Consider the following 14,140-nt stretch of genomic DNA (forward strand, 5'->3'; position numbering starts at 1 on the left):
CGCCGACCCCGGCCGGGTGGCGGTGTCCGGGCCGGACACCGCCACCCGCCGTCTTCCTTGTTGGTGCTTTAGCGGCATATCGGGTGTTTTGTCGATTTCGGCTCACTAGGCTCCTGGGTGTTGTCCAGCCCGTGACCCCTCGGGTCCCCGGCGCCCCCGCGCCCGGTCGGCTGGACCCCGGTCGCCGGCCCCCTACAGGGATGCGTGAGTCAGATGATGGACGCGGACACCATGGTGCTGCCCCGGCTCGGGCCGGCGGAGGTCGGCGTCGAGGACCCGTGGGGCGAGGACCGGCCCCGCCGGGCCCCCGTCCGCGTCGCGCGCCGCCCGGCCCGGTGGCGGGTCGCCGCGTGGCTGCTGCCGGCGCTGCTGACCGGTGGGCTGGGTGTCGTCGGGCTGGACCGGCCGGGCCTGCGGTCCGAGGAGCTGGACACCTGGCGCGCGGCCACGTCCCCGTGGCGCGACCTCCGGTCGGCGCTGGCCGGGGACGAGGCCACGCTCGTGCCGTACCACCTGCTGATCCGGGCCTGGGCGGCGCTGTTCGGCGCCGCGGATCCCACGCTGCGCGTACCGTCGCTGCTGGCCATGACCGCGACCGCGGCGCTTGTCGGCGCGCTCGCGGCGCGGATGTTCACCCCCGGCACGGGCGTGCTGGCCGGCCTTCTCTTCGCGGCGCTACCGACCTCGACCCGGTACGCGCAGGAGGCCCAGCCGTACGCGCTTGCCGTGTGCGCGGCCGTGCTCGCCACCTGGCTGCTGCCGGCGGCCCTGGACCGGCCGGGCGTGCGCCGGCTCGCGCCGTACGCCGGGGCCGTGGTCCTGCTGGGCCTGTGCCAGCCGGCCGCGCTGCTGCTGCTCGCCGGCCACGGCTGGGTGGTGCTCGCCTTCCGCCGGGCGGCCGCCGCCCGCTGGTCGGCGACAGTGGTCCTGGCGGCGCTCCCGGTGGCCGCGCTGCTCTGGGCCGGGGTCCGGGCCGGCGCGCGGCTCGCACCCGGCGTCCGGGTCGACCCGGCGGCGCTGGTGGCGACACCCCGGGACCTGTTCGGGGTCGCCGCCGTCGGCGCGCTGCTGGCCGGTCTGGCCCTGTTCAGCCTTCCGCTGCGGTACGCCGCCGCGATCTGCACCGCGTGGGCGCTCGTGCCGGCGCTCGGGTTGCTGCTCGTCGCCCGGACCGTGCCGGTCTGGTCGCCGGCCGTCCTGCTGTTCACCCTGCCCGCCTGGGCGGTGCTCGGCGCGGCCGCGCTGTCGCGGATGCGCGCCGGCTGGGCGGTGGCCGGGCTGGCGGCGGTCGCCCTGGTCGGCGCGCCGGCCCAGGCCGCGGCGCGGGCGCCCGACGGCCACGGCCAGGACCCCCGCCGGGTCGCGGCGATCGTCGACGGTCTGCGTCAGCGCGGGGACGGCGTGCTCTACGCCGATCCGACCGCGCGCACGGTGATGGCACGCTACGTCCCCGCCGACCGGCGGCCGGCCGACGTGCTCGCCGACGCGGGTCCGCTCGCCTGTGCCGGTTGCCCCGACGGTCACCGCCGGCTGTGGCTGATCCGGTCCGGGACCGCCGTGGCGCCGCCCGGCGACGGCCCGGCGGAGCGGGCGCTGCGGGCCGGGTACCGGCCGGCGCAGGTCTGGCGGCCGACCGGGTTCACGGTGGTGCTGTTCGTGGGTGGACGACCGGCATCTGCCTGATTCACGCCTTTTCTTGTTGATTGTCGGCTTAGCATCTGTCGGGGTTCCTGGCGAGCCCGATGCAGACCATGGGGGAAACGTGGCCGTCGCCGCCGATACACGCCCGTCCCGGGCCGCGGGACCGGGAACTCCGGGTGACCGCCCGGCACCGGCCGTCCCGCCCGGGCGACCGGGCCGGCGGGGCCCGGACCGCGGGCAGTTGAACGTCCGGGCCCGCCTGGCGTACGCCCGGTGCGGCGCCACCGCCGGGCCGCTGCGCCCGCCCCGCCGTCCGGACGCCCCGGTCGAACTGCGCCCCGCCGCCTCGGTCGCCGCCCGGTCGGTGCTGACCCTGCTCGTGCTGCTCAACAGCGCCACCGGCCTGCTCTTCGTCGGCTGGCTGCTGTTGCCGCAGCACGTGCCCGGCCCGGGTGTGGTCGGGCTCGGCGGCTGGCAGACGATCGCCGCGCGGCTCGCCTTCTGCGTGGTCGTCGGCGTCGAGCTGATCCGCCTCGCGCAGAACGTGGTGGTGTGGGTGTTCGCCTTCCACGCCAAGGACCCCGTGCCGGTCGACCCCCCGGTGGGCCTGCGGGTCGCGCTGCTCACCACGATCGTGCCCAGCAAGGAGCCGATCGACGTCGCGGAGCGGACCCTGCGCCGGCTCCGCGAGATCGTCTACTGCGGACGCGTCGACGTCTGGATCCTCGACGAGGGCGACGACCCCGAGGTGCGGGCGATGGCGGCTCGACTGGGCGTCCACCACTTCAGCCGCAGGGGGCGGCCCGAGTACAACCAGCCGCGCGGCGAGTTCCGGGCCCGGACCAAGTCCGGCAACCACAACGCCTGGCGGGCCGAGCACGAGCACCGCTACGACGTGGTGGCCAACGTCGACCCGGACCACGTGCCGCTGCCGAACTTCCTGGAACGCACGCTCGGCTACTTCCGCGACCCGGACGTCGCGTTCGTGGTGACCCCCCAGGTCTACGGAAACATGCACCAGAACTTCGTCGCCCACGGCGCCTCCGTGCAGCAGTACCTCTACAACGGCCTGATCGCCCGGGGCGGCAACGGCCTGGACGCGCCGCTGCTCACCGGCACCGGCCACCTCTACCGCCCGGCGGCGTGGCGGACCATCGGCGGTTACCAGGACTCGATCATCGAGGACCACCTCACCAGCATCCGGATCCACGCCGCGGTCAACCCGGCGACCGGACGGCGGTGGAAGGGCGTCTACACCCCGGACGTGGTGGCGCTGGGGGAGGGGCCCACCTCCTGGGCCGACTACTTCAACCAGCAGAAGCGCTGGGCGGCCGGCATCTGCGAGATCCTGTTCCGCCGCGACCTGCGCGCGCCGCGCGAGCTGCCGGCCCGCCGTCGCTGGCAGTACCGCCTGCTCCAGTTCTACTACCCGAGCGTCGCGGTCAGCCTGCTGCTGGGCAACGCCGCCACCGCGCTGTACCTGCTCACCGGCGTCGACGCGGGCCGGCTCGACCCGCAGGTCTGGGCGGCGCTGTGGGGCTCGACGCTCGGCAGCTGGTTCCTGCTCTGGCTCTGGCTGCGCCGCTTCAACATCGCTCCGCACGAGCGGGAGGAGGTGGGCATGGTGGGGATGGCGCTCGCCCTGTTCGCCGGGCCGGTCTACGTGGCCGCCGCGGTGGGCGCGCTGCTGCGCCGCCGGCTCGGCTTCGTGGTGACCGCCAAGGGAACGCTGCGCACCGTGGAGTCGCTGCGCACCTTCCGTCTCCACCTGTGCTGGGCGGCGGTGGCCGCCGGACTGCTCGGGGCCAGCTTCGCACTGGGCCACGACTACCCCCTGCTGCGGGTGTGGCCGGTGCTGACGCTGCTCACCGGGCTCGCGCCGCCGGTGATCGCCTGGGTGGAGAACGTGCGGGCCCGCCGCGACGAGTCGGAACCCGCCCCGCAACCGGCCGGCACGACGGAACGGCCCGTCCCGGCGGCGGTCGGTGGTGGTGCCCCGTGCTGAGGCTGACGTTGCCCCGGGTGGGCCTGGCACTGGCCGGTGTGCTGCTGCTGGCGTACGCCTTCGTCGTGGCGCCCGGCGCGTGGCGCGCCCCGGCCTCGGACGTCCCGACCCAGGGACGCGCCGTGACCACGCCGGAGGCGGTGGCGATGGCCGACGCCCCGGCGGTGGCCGGGCCGAGCCCGGTCGCGGGCACGTTCCCCCCGGCCGGGCGGGCGTTCTTCGGGGTGATGACCGACAAGGGCCCGTACGACTTCACCGCCGTCGACCGGTTCGCCGCGGCGGCGCGGCGGGCACCGCAGGTGATGCTCTTCGGCGCCGGCTGGGCGTCGGCGACCTTCGACCGGAGCCTGTTCGACCGGATCGCCGACCGGGGCATGATGCCGATGTTGGGCTGGGAGCCCTGGGACCACACCGTCGACGAGGCCGCCCGCCGCACCGGACTGCCGGTCCGCCAGGTCGACCGGCTGCGGGCCACCCAGCCGGACTACCGGCTGGCCCGCATCGCCAGCGGGGACTTCGACGGTTACCTGCGGTCCTGGGCCGAGGGCGTGCGGTCGCTCGGTTACCCGATCGCCATCCGCTTCGCGCACGAGATGAACGGCGACTGGTACCCGTGGTGCGAACGCGCCAACGGCAACCGACCCGGTGACTACGTGCGCGCGTGGCGGCACGTGCACGACATCTTCACCACGGCCGGGGCGACCAACGTGGCCTGGGTGTGGAGTCCGAACGCCAGGTGGGACAAGACGACCGCCGGGTTGGCCGGGCTCTACCCCGGTGACGAGTACGTCGACTGGGTCGGTGTCACCGGCTACTACGGCACGGGCGCCTTCACCAAGACGTACTGGACCTTCGACCAGATCTTCGGGCCCACCATCAACGAGATCCGTGCCGTCACGGACAAGCCGCTGGTCGTCACCGAGACCGGCGCCGCCGACACGGCGACGCGCAAGGCCCAGTGGATCCGGGAGACCTTCCGCTCGCTGCCCCGCTACCGGAACCTGATCGGGCTGATCTGGTTCGAGCTGGACAAGGAGCAGGACTGGCGCATCGCCGCCTCGCCGGTCGCGGCGACGGCGTTCGCCGAGTCGGTGGCCGGCAAGCGCTACGACGTGACCTGGTCGCCGGCGATGCGGCCGCGTGCCGGGCCCTGATCCACGCGTGGCAGCGCGACGAGGGCGTGCCCGTCGGGCGGCGGGGCGGCCGGCCGCGGCTGCCGGTCGGCATGCCGTGGCCCACGTGCCCGGAGGGCTCTCCGTCGCCGTTCCTGCTCCGGCTCGACTGCGCGGTGCTGCCCCGGGTGCCCGACCTCGCCCTGCCGGCCGACGGCACGCTGCTGTTCTTCCTCGGCCAGGAGGGCGCACAGGACGTCTGCGGCATCGAGAACGAGAAGGCGTACGCGCGGGTCGTGTACGTCCCGGCCGGCGTCGAGACGGTGGAGGGTGAGTACGTCCTACCCGCCGGGATCGCCCGGGAGCCCTTCCTCACCCCCGAGCACGAGATGTACGCCGCCGTCCAGGCGGAGCTGCCGGACTGGCTGGACCGCTCGGCGGAGTGGCTGTGCGACACCCAGATCCGTCTCCTGCGCGACATGCCGCACCGCAAGGAGATGAGCGCGCTGGTCGAGCAGCTCTGGCCGGAACGGCAGCGGCGGGCGAGGTCCCTGCCCCGCGCGGAGCGGATGGTCGCCCTGTACGAGGAAGCGCAGCGGGTGATGCGCGAGTGGGTGCCACTGGCGCAGTTCGGCGTGCCGGACGAGGAGTTCGTCAACGCGCGGTTCCTGATCCGGCACGAGGACCTCGCCGCCCGGCGGTTCGGCAGGGCGCTGTCCTTCTGCGAGTTCACCGAGTAGTGCCGGGCCCGGGCCGGCGTGCTCCCCCCGCCGGCGTCGGGACCGGTGATTTCGCCGATGCGCGTCACACCTCGGGGCATCGATGCTTACGCATGTCGATGTATTTCCGGCGCAAGGAGTGACCGACGTGCCCACCACCCGTTCCCGTACCCCCGTCCGTGTCCTGGCCCGACTCGCCGTGGCGGCCCTGCTCGCCACCGGCGGCGCCCTGGCCGTCCCGACCGCGGCGAGTGCCGCGAGCCCCTACGAGCGCGGCCCGGCGCCCACCAACGCCATCCTGGAGGCCAGCCGCGGGCCGTTCGCCACCTCGTCGATCAGCGTCTCCTCGTGGAGCGTCACCGGCTTCGGCGGCGGCGTGATCTACTACCCGACCAGCACCGCCGAGGGCACCTTCGGCGCGGTGGCCATCTCGCCCGGCTACACCGCCACCTGGTCCAGCCTGAGCTGGCTCGGGCCGCGGATCGCCTCGCACGGCTTCGTGGTGATCGGCATCGAGACGAACACGCTGCTGGACCAGCCGGACAGCCGGGGTCGGCAGCTCCTGGCCGCGCTGGACTACCTGACCCAGCGCAGCTCGGTGCGGGGCCGGATCGACTCCTCCCGGCTCGCCGTGGCCGGGCACTCGATGGGCGGTGGCGGCAGCCTGGAGGCCGCCGCGTCCCGGCCGTCCTTGCAGGCCGCCGTCCCGCTCGCACCGTGGAACCTGGACAAGACCTGGTCCGAGGTGCGGGTGCCGACGCTCATCATCGGCGGCGAGACCGACAGCATCGCACCGGTGGCGACCCACTCGATCCCGTTCTACACCAGCATCCCGTCGTCCTCGGAGAAGGCGTACCTGGAGTTGAACGGCGCCAACCACTTCTTCCCGCAGACCGTCAACACCCCCCTGGCGAAGCAGGCGGTCGCGTGGTTGAAGCGGTTCGTCGACGACGACACCCGCTACGAGCAGTTCCTCTGCCCGGGGCCGAGCGGGTCCGCGATCGAGGAGTACCGCAACACCTGCCCCAGCTCCTGAACCCGCACGCGGACGGGACGGTCGCCGCGTCGGCCGTCCCGTTGGCGTGTCCGCCTCTTTTCCGACGGGTTACCCATAGGTGACACTGGATGCATGGTTTCTGCATCGACAGTGCATATAAACCTGTGGGGCCGGGACGACGAGTGCGACGCGATCCGTCGGCTCCTCGACCGGGACACCGGTGGCGCGCTGCTGTTCCACGGCCCGCCCGGATCCGGGCGCACCACCCTGCTGACGTACGCCCGGCGGGTGGCGGGGGAACGGACGCTGCTCACCGGCGCCGGCCTGGCCGACGAGGCCGCCCTGCCCTACGCCGGGCTGCACCGTCTGCTCGATCCCGTGCTGGACGCGGACGCGGCCCTGCCGGTGCGGCAGCGTCGGCTGCTCCGGCACGTGCTCGGCGGCGGCGGATGCCCGGCCGACCAGCGCCTGGCCCTGGCCGCGGCGGTGCGCTCCCTGCTCGCCGCCGCCGCCGAGCGCCGGCCGCTGCTGTGCACCGTGGACGACCTCGACACCGGGGACCGGCAGAGCGCGTGCACGCTGGCGGTGGTGGCGCGGCGGCTGCGCCGGCTGCCGGTGGCGCTGCTGCTGACCACGACGTCCCCGACGGCCGTCGACGGCGTCCCGGCGCACCGGCTGCGGCCGCTGCACGTCCGGGAGTGCCAGGCCATGCTCGCCGGACGCCGGGACCCTCCACCGGCAACCGTGGCCCGCGCGTTGGCCGCGCTGAGCAGCGGCAGTCCGCAGGCCCTCGCGGACCTGGCCGACACGCTCACCCCGGCTCAGTGGCGGGGCGAGGAGCCGTTGCCCGACACGCCGCCGGTGGACGGCGCGCTCGCCGCCGCCTACCGCGTCCGCCTCGACCGGTTGCCGGCGCCGACCCGGCGGATGGTGCTGCTCGCCGCGCTCGACGCGCACGACGACCCGGGCATCCTGGTGCGCGCCGCCTGGGCCGGCGGCCTGACCGTCGAGGCGCTCGCCCCCGCCGAGGCGGCCGGCCTGCTGCGTACCGGGCCGCACGGGGTGACGTTCCCGGACCCGCTCGCCCGGCCGATGATCACCGCGGTCGCGCCGCTGGCCGACCTGCGCGCGGCGCACCTGCTGCTGGCCGGCACGCTCGCCGGAGGCCCACTGGGCCGGGCGCTGCGCCACGCCACCGGCGCCGACTGCCCGGCCGACGTGCTGGCCGCCGAGCTCGCGGTGGCGGTCGACCGGGCACCGGACCGGGCCGCCGCGGCGGTCGCACTGCGCCGTGCGGCCGAGCTGACCGCCGACCCCGCCCGGGTGGCCGAGCTGACGGTCGCGGCGGCACGCTGCGCCTGGACCGCCGGCGACCCGGACCAGGCCCGGGAGCTGCTGCGCCGGCTCGCCCCCGGACCGACGGTGCGCGGCCCGGCCGACCTGGTCCGGGGCGACATGCAGTTGCGGTGCGACGCCCCGGCCGCCGCGGTGGCGACGCTGCTGGCCGCCGCCGACGCGGTCGCGCCGACCGACCGCCGCTCCGCCCTGCTCGCGCTGGTCCGCGCGGGCGAGGCCATCTGCGTCACCGGCGACCACTACCGCTATGCCGAGGTGGCGCGGCGGGCCGAGGCTCTGCGGCGCCCCGGTGACCCGCCCGAGGTCGACCTGCTGGCCACCTTCGCGGTGGGCGTCGGGGCGACCCTGCGCGGTGACCACGCCCGCGGTGGCCCGGCGCTGCGCCGGGTCGTCGTCCTCGGCGGCCGGCTGGCCGGATCCGCAGCCACCCCCGCTGCTCTGGCCTGCTCCGCCGCGGCCGCCCTGCTGGTCGGCGTGGACGGCCCCGCGCACCGGCTCGCCGACCGGGCGGCGGAGGTGGCCCGCTCGTCCGGCGAGGTGTCCCTGCTGCCCCGGGCGCTGGAGCTGCGGGCCGTCGCGGAGTATTGGCTGGGCCGCCACGAGGCCGCCGCGGAGACCGCCCGGCAGGGCGTGCGCGCGGCCCGCGCCGCCGGTCAGCACGTCTGCGCCCAGGTGCACCTCGGCATCCTCGCGGTGCTGGCGGCGGTGCGTGCCGACCGGGTCGGCGCGCTGGCGCGGATCGCCGAGATCGGTGACGGGGCCGCCCCCGGGAGCCGGCCGGACGCGTACGCCCGGTGGGCGCTCGGCGTGCTGGACCTCATCGACGGCCGGTACGCCGACGCCGTCGCCCGGCTGGCCGCGCTGGCCCGGGCGCGCACCGGTCGGGGGCAGGTGCTGGTGCAGGTCATGGCCACCCCGTACCTGGTGGAGGCCGCCGCCCACGAGGGCGGGCGGCCGGCGGCCGCGCTCGCCGTCTTCGACCACTGGGCCAGCAGCACGGCCAGCCCGTCGCGGCGGGCGCTGGCCGCCCGCTGCCGGGCGCTGCTCGCGCCGCGCGGCGGCCCGGAGGCCGAGCAGGAGTTCCACGCGGCGCTGCGGCTGCACCCGGCCGACACCGACCGGTTCGAGCGCGCCCGCACCGAGCTGCTGTTCGGTCGCGAGCTGCGCCGTCGGCGTCGGCCCCGGGACGCCCGGGCGCACCTGCACCGGGCCCGGGAGGCGTTCACGCTGCTCGGCGCGACCGCCTGGGCCGAGCGGGCGGGCGAGGAGCTGCGCGCGGCGGGGGAGTCGGTCGGACCCGGCCGGCCCGGGCCGGAGCAGTTGCTGACCGGCCAGCAACTGCACATCGCCCGGCTGGTCGCGCAGGGGGCGACCAACCGGGAGATCGCCACCCGGATGTCGCTGTCCACCCGGACCGTCGACCACCACCTGCGCAACGTCTTCCACCGGCTCGGCGTGCGGTCCCGCACCGAGCTGGCCCGCCTGCTGCCCTGAGCGGCGACCCGGCCGGAGCGCCCGCGGCCGGGTCAGCGCAGCGCGGCCACGGCCGCGTCGGCGCCACCCCGCCAGAGCACGCCGGCCTCGGTGAAGCCGGCCCCGCGCAGCGCGTCGAGGTGCCACGCCGCGGGCGGGTTCCACTCCGGGCTGTGCCCGGTCGGATAGATCTGCCGCCGCTTCTCCACCAGCGGCCCGAGCGTCGGGTCGTCGGCCGCCTGCTCCCACCAGCCCGCCCAGGACAGCACCGCGCCGGCGCGGTGCCGGGCGTGCCGCTGCTCCCGGGCCCGCTCGCCGAGCCGCGCGGTCAGCGTCGGCAACGCGTCGTCGGGCATGTGGTCGGCGTTGACGAACACGCCGCCGGGGCGCAGCACGTCCCGGATCTCGCGGTACAGCTCGGCCAGGCGCGGCCCGTCGAGCCAGTGCAGGGCGGTCGCGGTGAGCACCGCGTCGTAGTCCCGGTGGGGCAGGGCGGTGGCCCAGTCGGCCTGGTCGAGGTCGGCGGTGACCACTGTGGCCCGGCCGGCCAGGGCCGCCTCGGCGAGGGTGAGCAGCACCGGGTCGAGGTCGAGCAGGGTGACCTCGGCGTCGGGTCGGCGGGCCAACGCGCGCAGGCTGATCGACCCGGTGCCGCCGGCCAGGTCGAGCACGCGCGCTGGCCGGTCACCGGCGACCGCCTCGACGGCGTCGAGCATCGCGGCGAACCGGTGCTCCCGGTCCGGCATGAACGCCTCCTGCTGCCGGTCCCAGCTCTCCTGCCAGGCCCGCACATCCACATCGTAAGGAGTCACGCCGCTGACGATAGTTACCGAGGAGGTGCCTGTCGAGGCTTGTTGCCAATCTTTTGCAACAAGATCGGAGCGGTCCCGCGTCCCGGCGGCGTCACCGGCGGGGGACGTCGCGGCATGCGGCGGTGACGAACGGGTGACGCGACCTCCGGCAGGGTCGCGGCACGAGGACGGGACGGTTCGAGGGGGCGGCATGATCAGGACGATGCTCCGGCTGCGCGCGCGTCCGGGGTGCGAGCCCGCGGTCGGACCGGCCTGGGAGACCGTCGCCGGGCAGGTCGGCGCGCTCACCGGCAGCCTCCGGCACGAGCTGCTGCGCGACGCCCTGGACCCGTACGGCTTCGTCGTGGTCACCGAGTGGACCGACGAGGCGGCGCTGCGCGCGTACCGGGACGGGCCGGTGGCGGCACGCCTGGGCGACCTGCTCCGGCCGCTGACCGAGCCGGCCGACCCGCCCGACTACCCGCCGATGCGGGAGGACGGCGACGGCGAGGGCCCGGTCTACGTGGACGTGGAGCTGACCGTGCCACGGGACCGGCTCGCCGAGTTCCACCGGGGCTACCCCGAGGTGGTGCGGCGGATGGCGGCCATCCCCGGCTACCGGCGTGAGCAGCTGCTCCGCGAGCCCGGCTCCGACACGCACCACATCTTCGCGGAGTGGGACGGCGCCGCGCCGTTCCTCGCCTGGATCGGCGACCCGGCCCACGCCTCGGTGCAGGCCGGCCCGATCGCACCGTTCCTTCTCGACATCCGGCGCCGCCTGTTCCACGTCGTACCCGACGGGACCGGCCGCCACTCGACCACGGGCAGGGAGGCCGACGTGCAGCAGACAACGGAGGTACTGGTCGTCGGGGCGGGGCCCACCGGGCTGACCGCCGCCGTCGAGCTGGCCCGGCGCGGCATCGCCTGCCGGGTCATCGACAAGCAGGTCACGCCGCCCGGCCACGCGGACAAGGCGATCGGCGTGCACTGCCGCACCATGGAGATCTGGGAGGAGCAGGGCGTCGTCCGGGAGGCCATGGACGCCGGCATCTGGCTCACCGGCAACATGGTCTTCGTCAACGGCGAGCAGACCCACCGGATGAGCTGGGAGCTGCCCGGCCTGCCGTACGACCACCTCGGCCTGCCGCAGTACGAGACCGAGCGGATCCTCACCGCCCGGCTGGCCGCGCTCGGGGTGCGCCCGCAGCGCGGCGCCGAACTGGTCGACTTCACCCAGGACGCCGACGGCGTGACCGCCACCGTCCGCACCGCCGACGGCGGCACCGAGACGGTACGCGCGGCGTACCTGGTCGGCGCCGACGGCGCGCACAGTCGGGTACGGGAGCGGCTCGGGCTCACCTTCACCGGCGGTCTGGGCCGGTTCCCGCAGCTGTTCATGCTGGTGGACGTCGACGTGAACTGGGACATGCCGGACGGGCACCTGCTGCGGTTCCTGCACATGACCGACGGGCAGATGGACGGGATGCTGGTCTGCGTACCGCTGCGCGGCGCGCACCGCTACCGCATCGCCACGCTCGCCCCGCCCCGGTTCTTCGCCCAGACCGGCGGGCGGGACGCCCCGCCCGGGTTCAGCGAGGAACTCGACGAGCCGACCATCTCCGACGTGCAGGCCGCGCTGGACCGCCTCGCGCCGCCCGGCACCCGGGCGAGCAACCTGCGCTGGTCGTCGGTGTTCCGGATCAGCCACGGCATCGTCGACCGCTACCGCGACGGACGGGTCTTCGTCGCCGGGGACGCGGCCCACCTGCACCCGCCCGCCGGCGGCCAGGGCATGAACACCGGCATCCAGGACACCTGGAACCTGGCCTGGAAGCTGGCCCTGGCGGTACGTGGGCTCGCCGCGCCCGGCCTGCTGGACAGCTACGAGACCGAGCGGCGCCCGGAGGGCGAGGAGATCGTCGGCCGGGCGGTACGGATGGCCGGCACCGAGGAGGTGGACCGCGCCGACCTGGAACGGCAGTTCCTCCAGGAGATGTCCATGCTGCTCAGCTACGCCGGCAGCCCGCTGGTCGGGGAGACCGTCGCCGACCCGGCCGCGCTCGGCGACGCGCCCCGCCCCGGCGACATCGCGCCCGACGTGGACGGGTTGCGCCGGCGCGGCGTCGGCCACCCGCTGCGGTTGCGGGACCTGACCCGGGGCACCCGGCACACGCTGCTGCTCTACGCCGACGCCACGGCCGATCCGGCGCAGCTGGCGGGGTTCACCGACCTGTGCGCCGACGCGCGTCGCCTCGCCGGTGGCGAACTCGACGCGTACCTGCTGCTCGACCCGGAGGCCGACGAACCGCGCCTGGCCGACCCGCCGGTGGTGCGCGACGCCGACCGCCGGTTCCGGGCCGGGTACGGGCTGACCGGCACCGGGCTCTACCTGATCCGCCCGGACGGGCACGTCGGGTTCCGGGGCGCGCCCGTCGACCCGGACGCGCTGCGCAAGCACCTGCACCTGATCTTCGGGAGCGCGCGGTGAGCCGGGTGCGCACGGTGCTGGCGATGCGGACCCGCCAGGGGTGCGAGGCACAGTTCGAGGCGGCGTGGCTCACCGTCGCCGAGGAGATCCGGTCCCTGGACGGCTGCCTGCACCAGGACCTGGTCCGCGACGCCGACGACCCGCGCAGCTATCTGGTGATCAGCGACTGGGCGGACCGGGAGCGGCTGGACGCGTTCGGCCGCAGCGCGCACCGGGACCGGCTGCTGACCATCATCCGCGAGCTGCGCGAGTCCGCGCAGCGCCACACCTACCAGGTGCTGCACAGCGTGGCCGGCGAGCCGGGGGAGGGGCGATGACCGACGACGACAAGGTGCCGGCCGCCGAGTTGTACACCGAGGCGTTCGCGGCCGACCCGTACCCCACGTTCGCCCGGCTGCGGACCGAACGGCCGGTCTGCCCGGTCGGCTCGCCGCGGTTCGACTCGTGGCTGATCACCGGCTTCGACGACGCGCGCGCCGCGCTGACCGACCCGCGACTGTCCAAGGACCTGTACGGGCCGGACCAGCACTACCTGCGGATCTTCGGCCCGAACTCGGAGGGGTTGAACCGCAACATGCTCAACTCCGACCCGCCCGAGCACACCCGGCTGCGCCGGGTCGTGTCGCAGGCGTTCGCGCCCCGGCGGATCGAGGCGTTGCGTCCCCGGGTGGCGGTGATCGTCGACCAGCTCATCGACAAGATCATCCCGCAGGGCGAGTCGGACCTGATGCACGACTTCGCGATCCCGCTGCCGATGACGGTCATCTGCGAGCTGCTCGGGGTGCCGCCCGCCGACCACGGGCGGGTGCTCGACTGGACCCAGGTCATCCGCACCTCCGGCTCGACCAGCCGGCCCCCGGCGGAGGAACGCGCGGCGGTCCAGGAGGCGCAGCTGCGGCTGCACCACTACCTGGCCGACCTGGTCCGGGCCAAGCGCGACGACCCGGCCGACGACATCATCGGCGCGCTCGTGCGGGCCGTCGACCAGGACGGGACGCTGTCCGAGGCCGAACTGGTCACCACCACGTTCCTGCTGCTCTTCGCCGGGCACCAGACCACCGCCGACTTCCTCGGCAACGCCGTGCTGGCCCTGCTCACCCACCCCGAGCAGCTCGAACTGCTGCGCGCCACGCCCCGCCTGCTGCCGGCGGCGATCGAGGAACTGCTCCGGTTCGACGGCCCGCTGCCGGTGGCCAGCCCGCGCATCGCCACCGAGGACATCGACTACCAGGGGGTACGCATCCCGCGCGGGTCGATCGTCGGGGTGGCGATCAACGCCGCGAACCACGACCCCGGCCACTTCGCCGACCCCGACCGGCTCGACGTGCGCCGGGTCCGGGGACCCCACCTCGGCTTCGGCCACGGCGTGCACTACTGCCTGGGCGTCTCGCTGGCCCGGATGGAGGCGGAACTCGCCCTGTCCGCGCTGCTGCGCCGGCTGCCCGGGCTGCGGCTCGGCGTCCCGCTCGCCGAGGTGCGCCGGCTGCCGGCCGCCTCGCCGTTCCGCGGCCTGCTGGAACTACCGGTCACCTTCACCGTCTAGCCCGTCCCACCCGTC

10 protein-coding genes are annotated in these 14,140 nt (G+C 75.4%); 9 read left to right on the forward strand and 1 reads right to left on the reverse strand.

The window, feature by feature from the left end; all coding sequences use genetic code 11:
* Positions 1 to 213 precede the first annotated feature (213 nt).
* The 6 genes from CO540_RS01680 to CO540_RS01705 all read left to right on the forward strand — a co-directional run bounded on the left by CO540_RS01680 (position 214) and on the right by CO540_RS01705 (position 9,324).
* Positions 214 to 1,683: a glycosyltransferase family 39 protein gene (locus tag CO540_RS01680; RefSeq protein WP_099160614.1), complete on the forward strand. Its 1,470-nt coding sequence runs from the start codon at positions 214 to 216 to the stop codon at positions 1,681 to 1,683.
* A gap of 199 nt (positions 1,684 to 1,882) precedes the next feature.
* The gene (locus tag CO540_RS01685; protein ID WP_253866351.1) at positions 1,883 to 3,646 is read left to right on the forward strand and encodes a glycosyltransferase family 2 protein; all 1,764 of its coding nucleotides are present in this window, start codon (positions 1,883 to 1,885) and stop codon (positions 3,644 to 3,646) included.
* A complete protein-coding gene (locus CO540_RS01690) occupies positions 3,640 to 4,800 on the forward strand; it encodes a glycoside hydrolase family 26 protein (protein ID WP_099160616.1) in 1,161 nt (386 codons plus the stop codon). Before CO540_RS01685 ends, CO540_RS01690 begins: the two co-directional genes overlap by 7 nt.
* 26 nt (positions 4,801 to 4,826) lie before the next feature.
* Positions 4,827 to 5,498, forward strand: coding sequence for a DUF1963 domain-containing protein (locus CO540_RS01695; RefSeq protein ID WP_256386029.1), 672 nt, complete (start codon positions 4,827 to 4,829; stop codon positions 5,496 to 5,498).
* A gap of 127 nt (positions 5,499 to 5,625) precedes the next feature.
* Positions 5,626 to 6,513, forward strand: coding sequence for an alpha/beta hydrolase (locus CO540_RS01700; RefSeq protein ID WP_099164540.1), 888 nt, complete (start codon positions 5,626 to 5,628; stop codon positions 6,511 to 6,513).
* Positions 6,514 to 6,606: 93 nt separating this feature from the next.
* Positions 6,607 to 9,324 (forward strand): LuxR family transcriptional regulator, encoded by a 2,718-nt coding sequence (locus tag CO540_RS01705; RefSeq protein ID WP_099160617.1) that lies wholly within the window; start codon positions 6,607 to 6,609, stop codon positions 9,322 to 9,324.
* Between the two features lie 32 nt (positions 9,325 to 9,356).
* On the opposite strand, the gene CO540_RS01710 is transcribed toward CO540_RS01705, so the two are convergent.
* Complete coding sequence (locus CO540_RS01710) at positions 9,357 to 10,115, reverse strand: trans-aconitate 2-methyltransferase (RefSeq protein WP_099160618.1); 759 nt, start codon at positions 10,113 to 10,115, stop codon at positions 9,357 to 9,359.
* A 190-nt stretch (positions 10,116 to 10,305) separates the two neighbouring features.
* Here CO540_RS01710 and CO540_RS01715 point away from each other — a divergent pair, with 190 nt between their 5' ends.
* Genes CO540_RS01715 through CO540_RS01725 form a run of 3 tightly spaced genes read left to right on the forward strand, consistent with a single transcriptional unit; the run spans position 10,306 to position 14,125 of the window.
* Positions 10,306 to 12,582, forward strand: coding sequence for an FAD-dependent monooxygenase (locus CO540_RS01715; RefSeq protein ID WP_099160619.1), 2,277 nt, complete (start codon positions 10,306 to 10,308; stop codon positions 12,580 to 12,582).
* Positions 12,579 to 12,899, forward strand: a complete 321-nt coding sequence (locus tag CO540_RS01720) for a putative quinol monooxygenase (RefSeq protein WP_098744454.1) — start codon at positions 12,579 to 12,581, stop codon at positions 12,897 to 12,899. Before CO540_RS01715 ends, CO540_RS01720 begins: the two co-directional genes overlap by 4 nt.
* A complete protein-coding gene (locus CO540_RS01725; RefSeq protein WP_099160620.1) occupies positions 12,896 to 14,125 on the forward strand; it encodes a cytochrome P450 in 1,230 nt (409 codons plus the stop codon). Before CO540_RS01720 ends, CO540_RS01725 begins: the two co-directional genes overlap by 4 nt.
* Positions 14,126 to 14,140: the final 15 nt, after the last annotated feature.

Origin of the sequence: Micromonospora sp. WMMA2032, from assembly GCF_002688545.1 — a bacterium.
Taxonomy (GTDB): Bacteria; Actinomycetota; Actinomycetes; order Mycobacteriales; family Micromonosporaceae; genus Micromonospora; species Micromonospora sediminicola.

Excerpts from the sequence above, each read along its gene's own strand:
- CO540_RS01715 (WP_099160619.1), top strand. The coding sequence starts at position 10,306 with ATGATCAGGACGATGCTCCGGCTGCGCGCGCGTCCGGGGTGCGAGCCC.
- CO540_RS01725 (WP_099160620.1), top strand. The coding sequence starts at position 12,896 with ATGACCGACGACGACAAGGTGCCGGCCGCCGAGTTGTACACCGAGGCG.
- CO540_RS01705 (WP_099160617.1), top strand. The coding sequence starts at position 6,607 with ATGGTTTCTGCATCGACAGTGCATATAAACCTGTGGGGCCGGGACGAC.
- CO540_RS01680 (WP_099160614.1), top strand. The coding sequence starts at position 214 with ATGATGGACGCGGACACCATGGTGCTGCCCCGGCTCGGGCCGGCGGAG.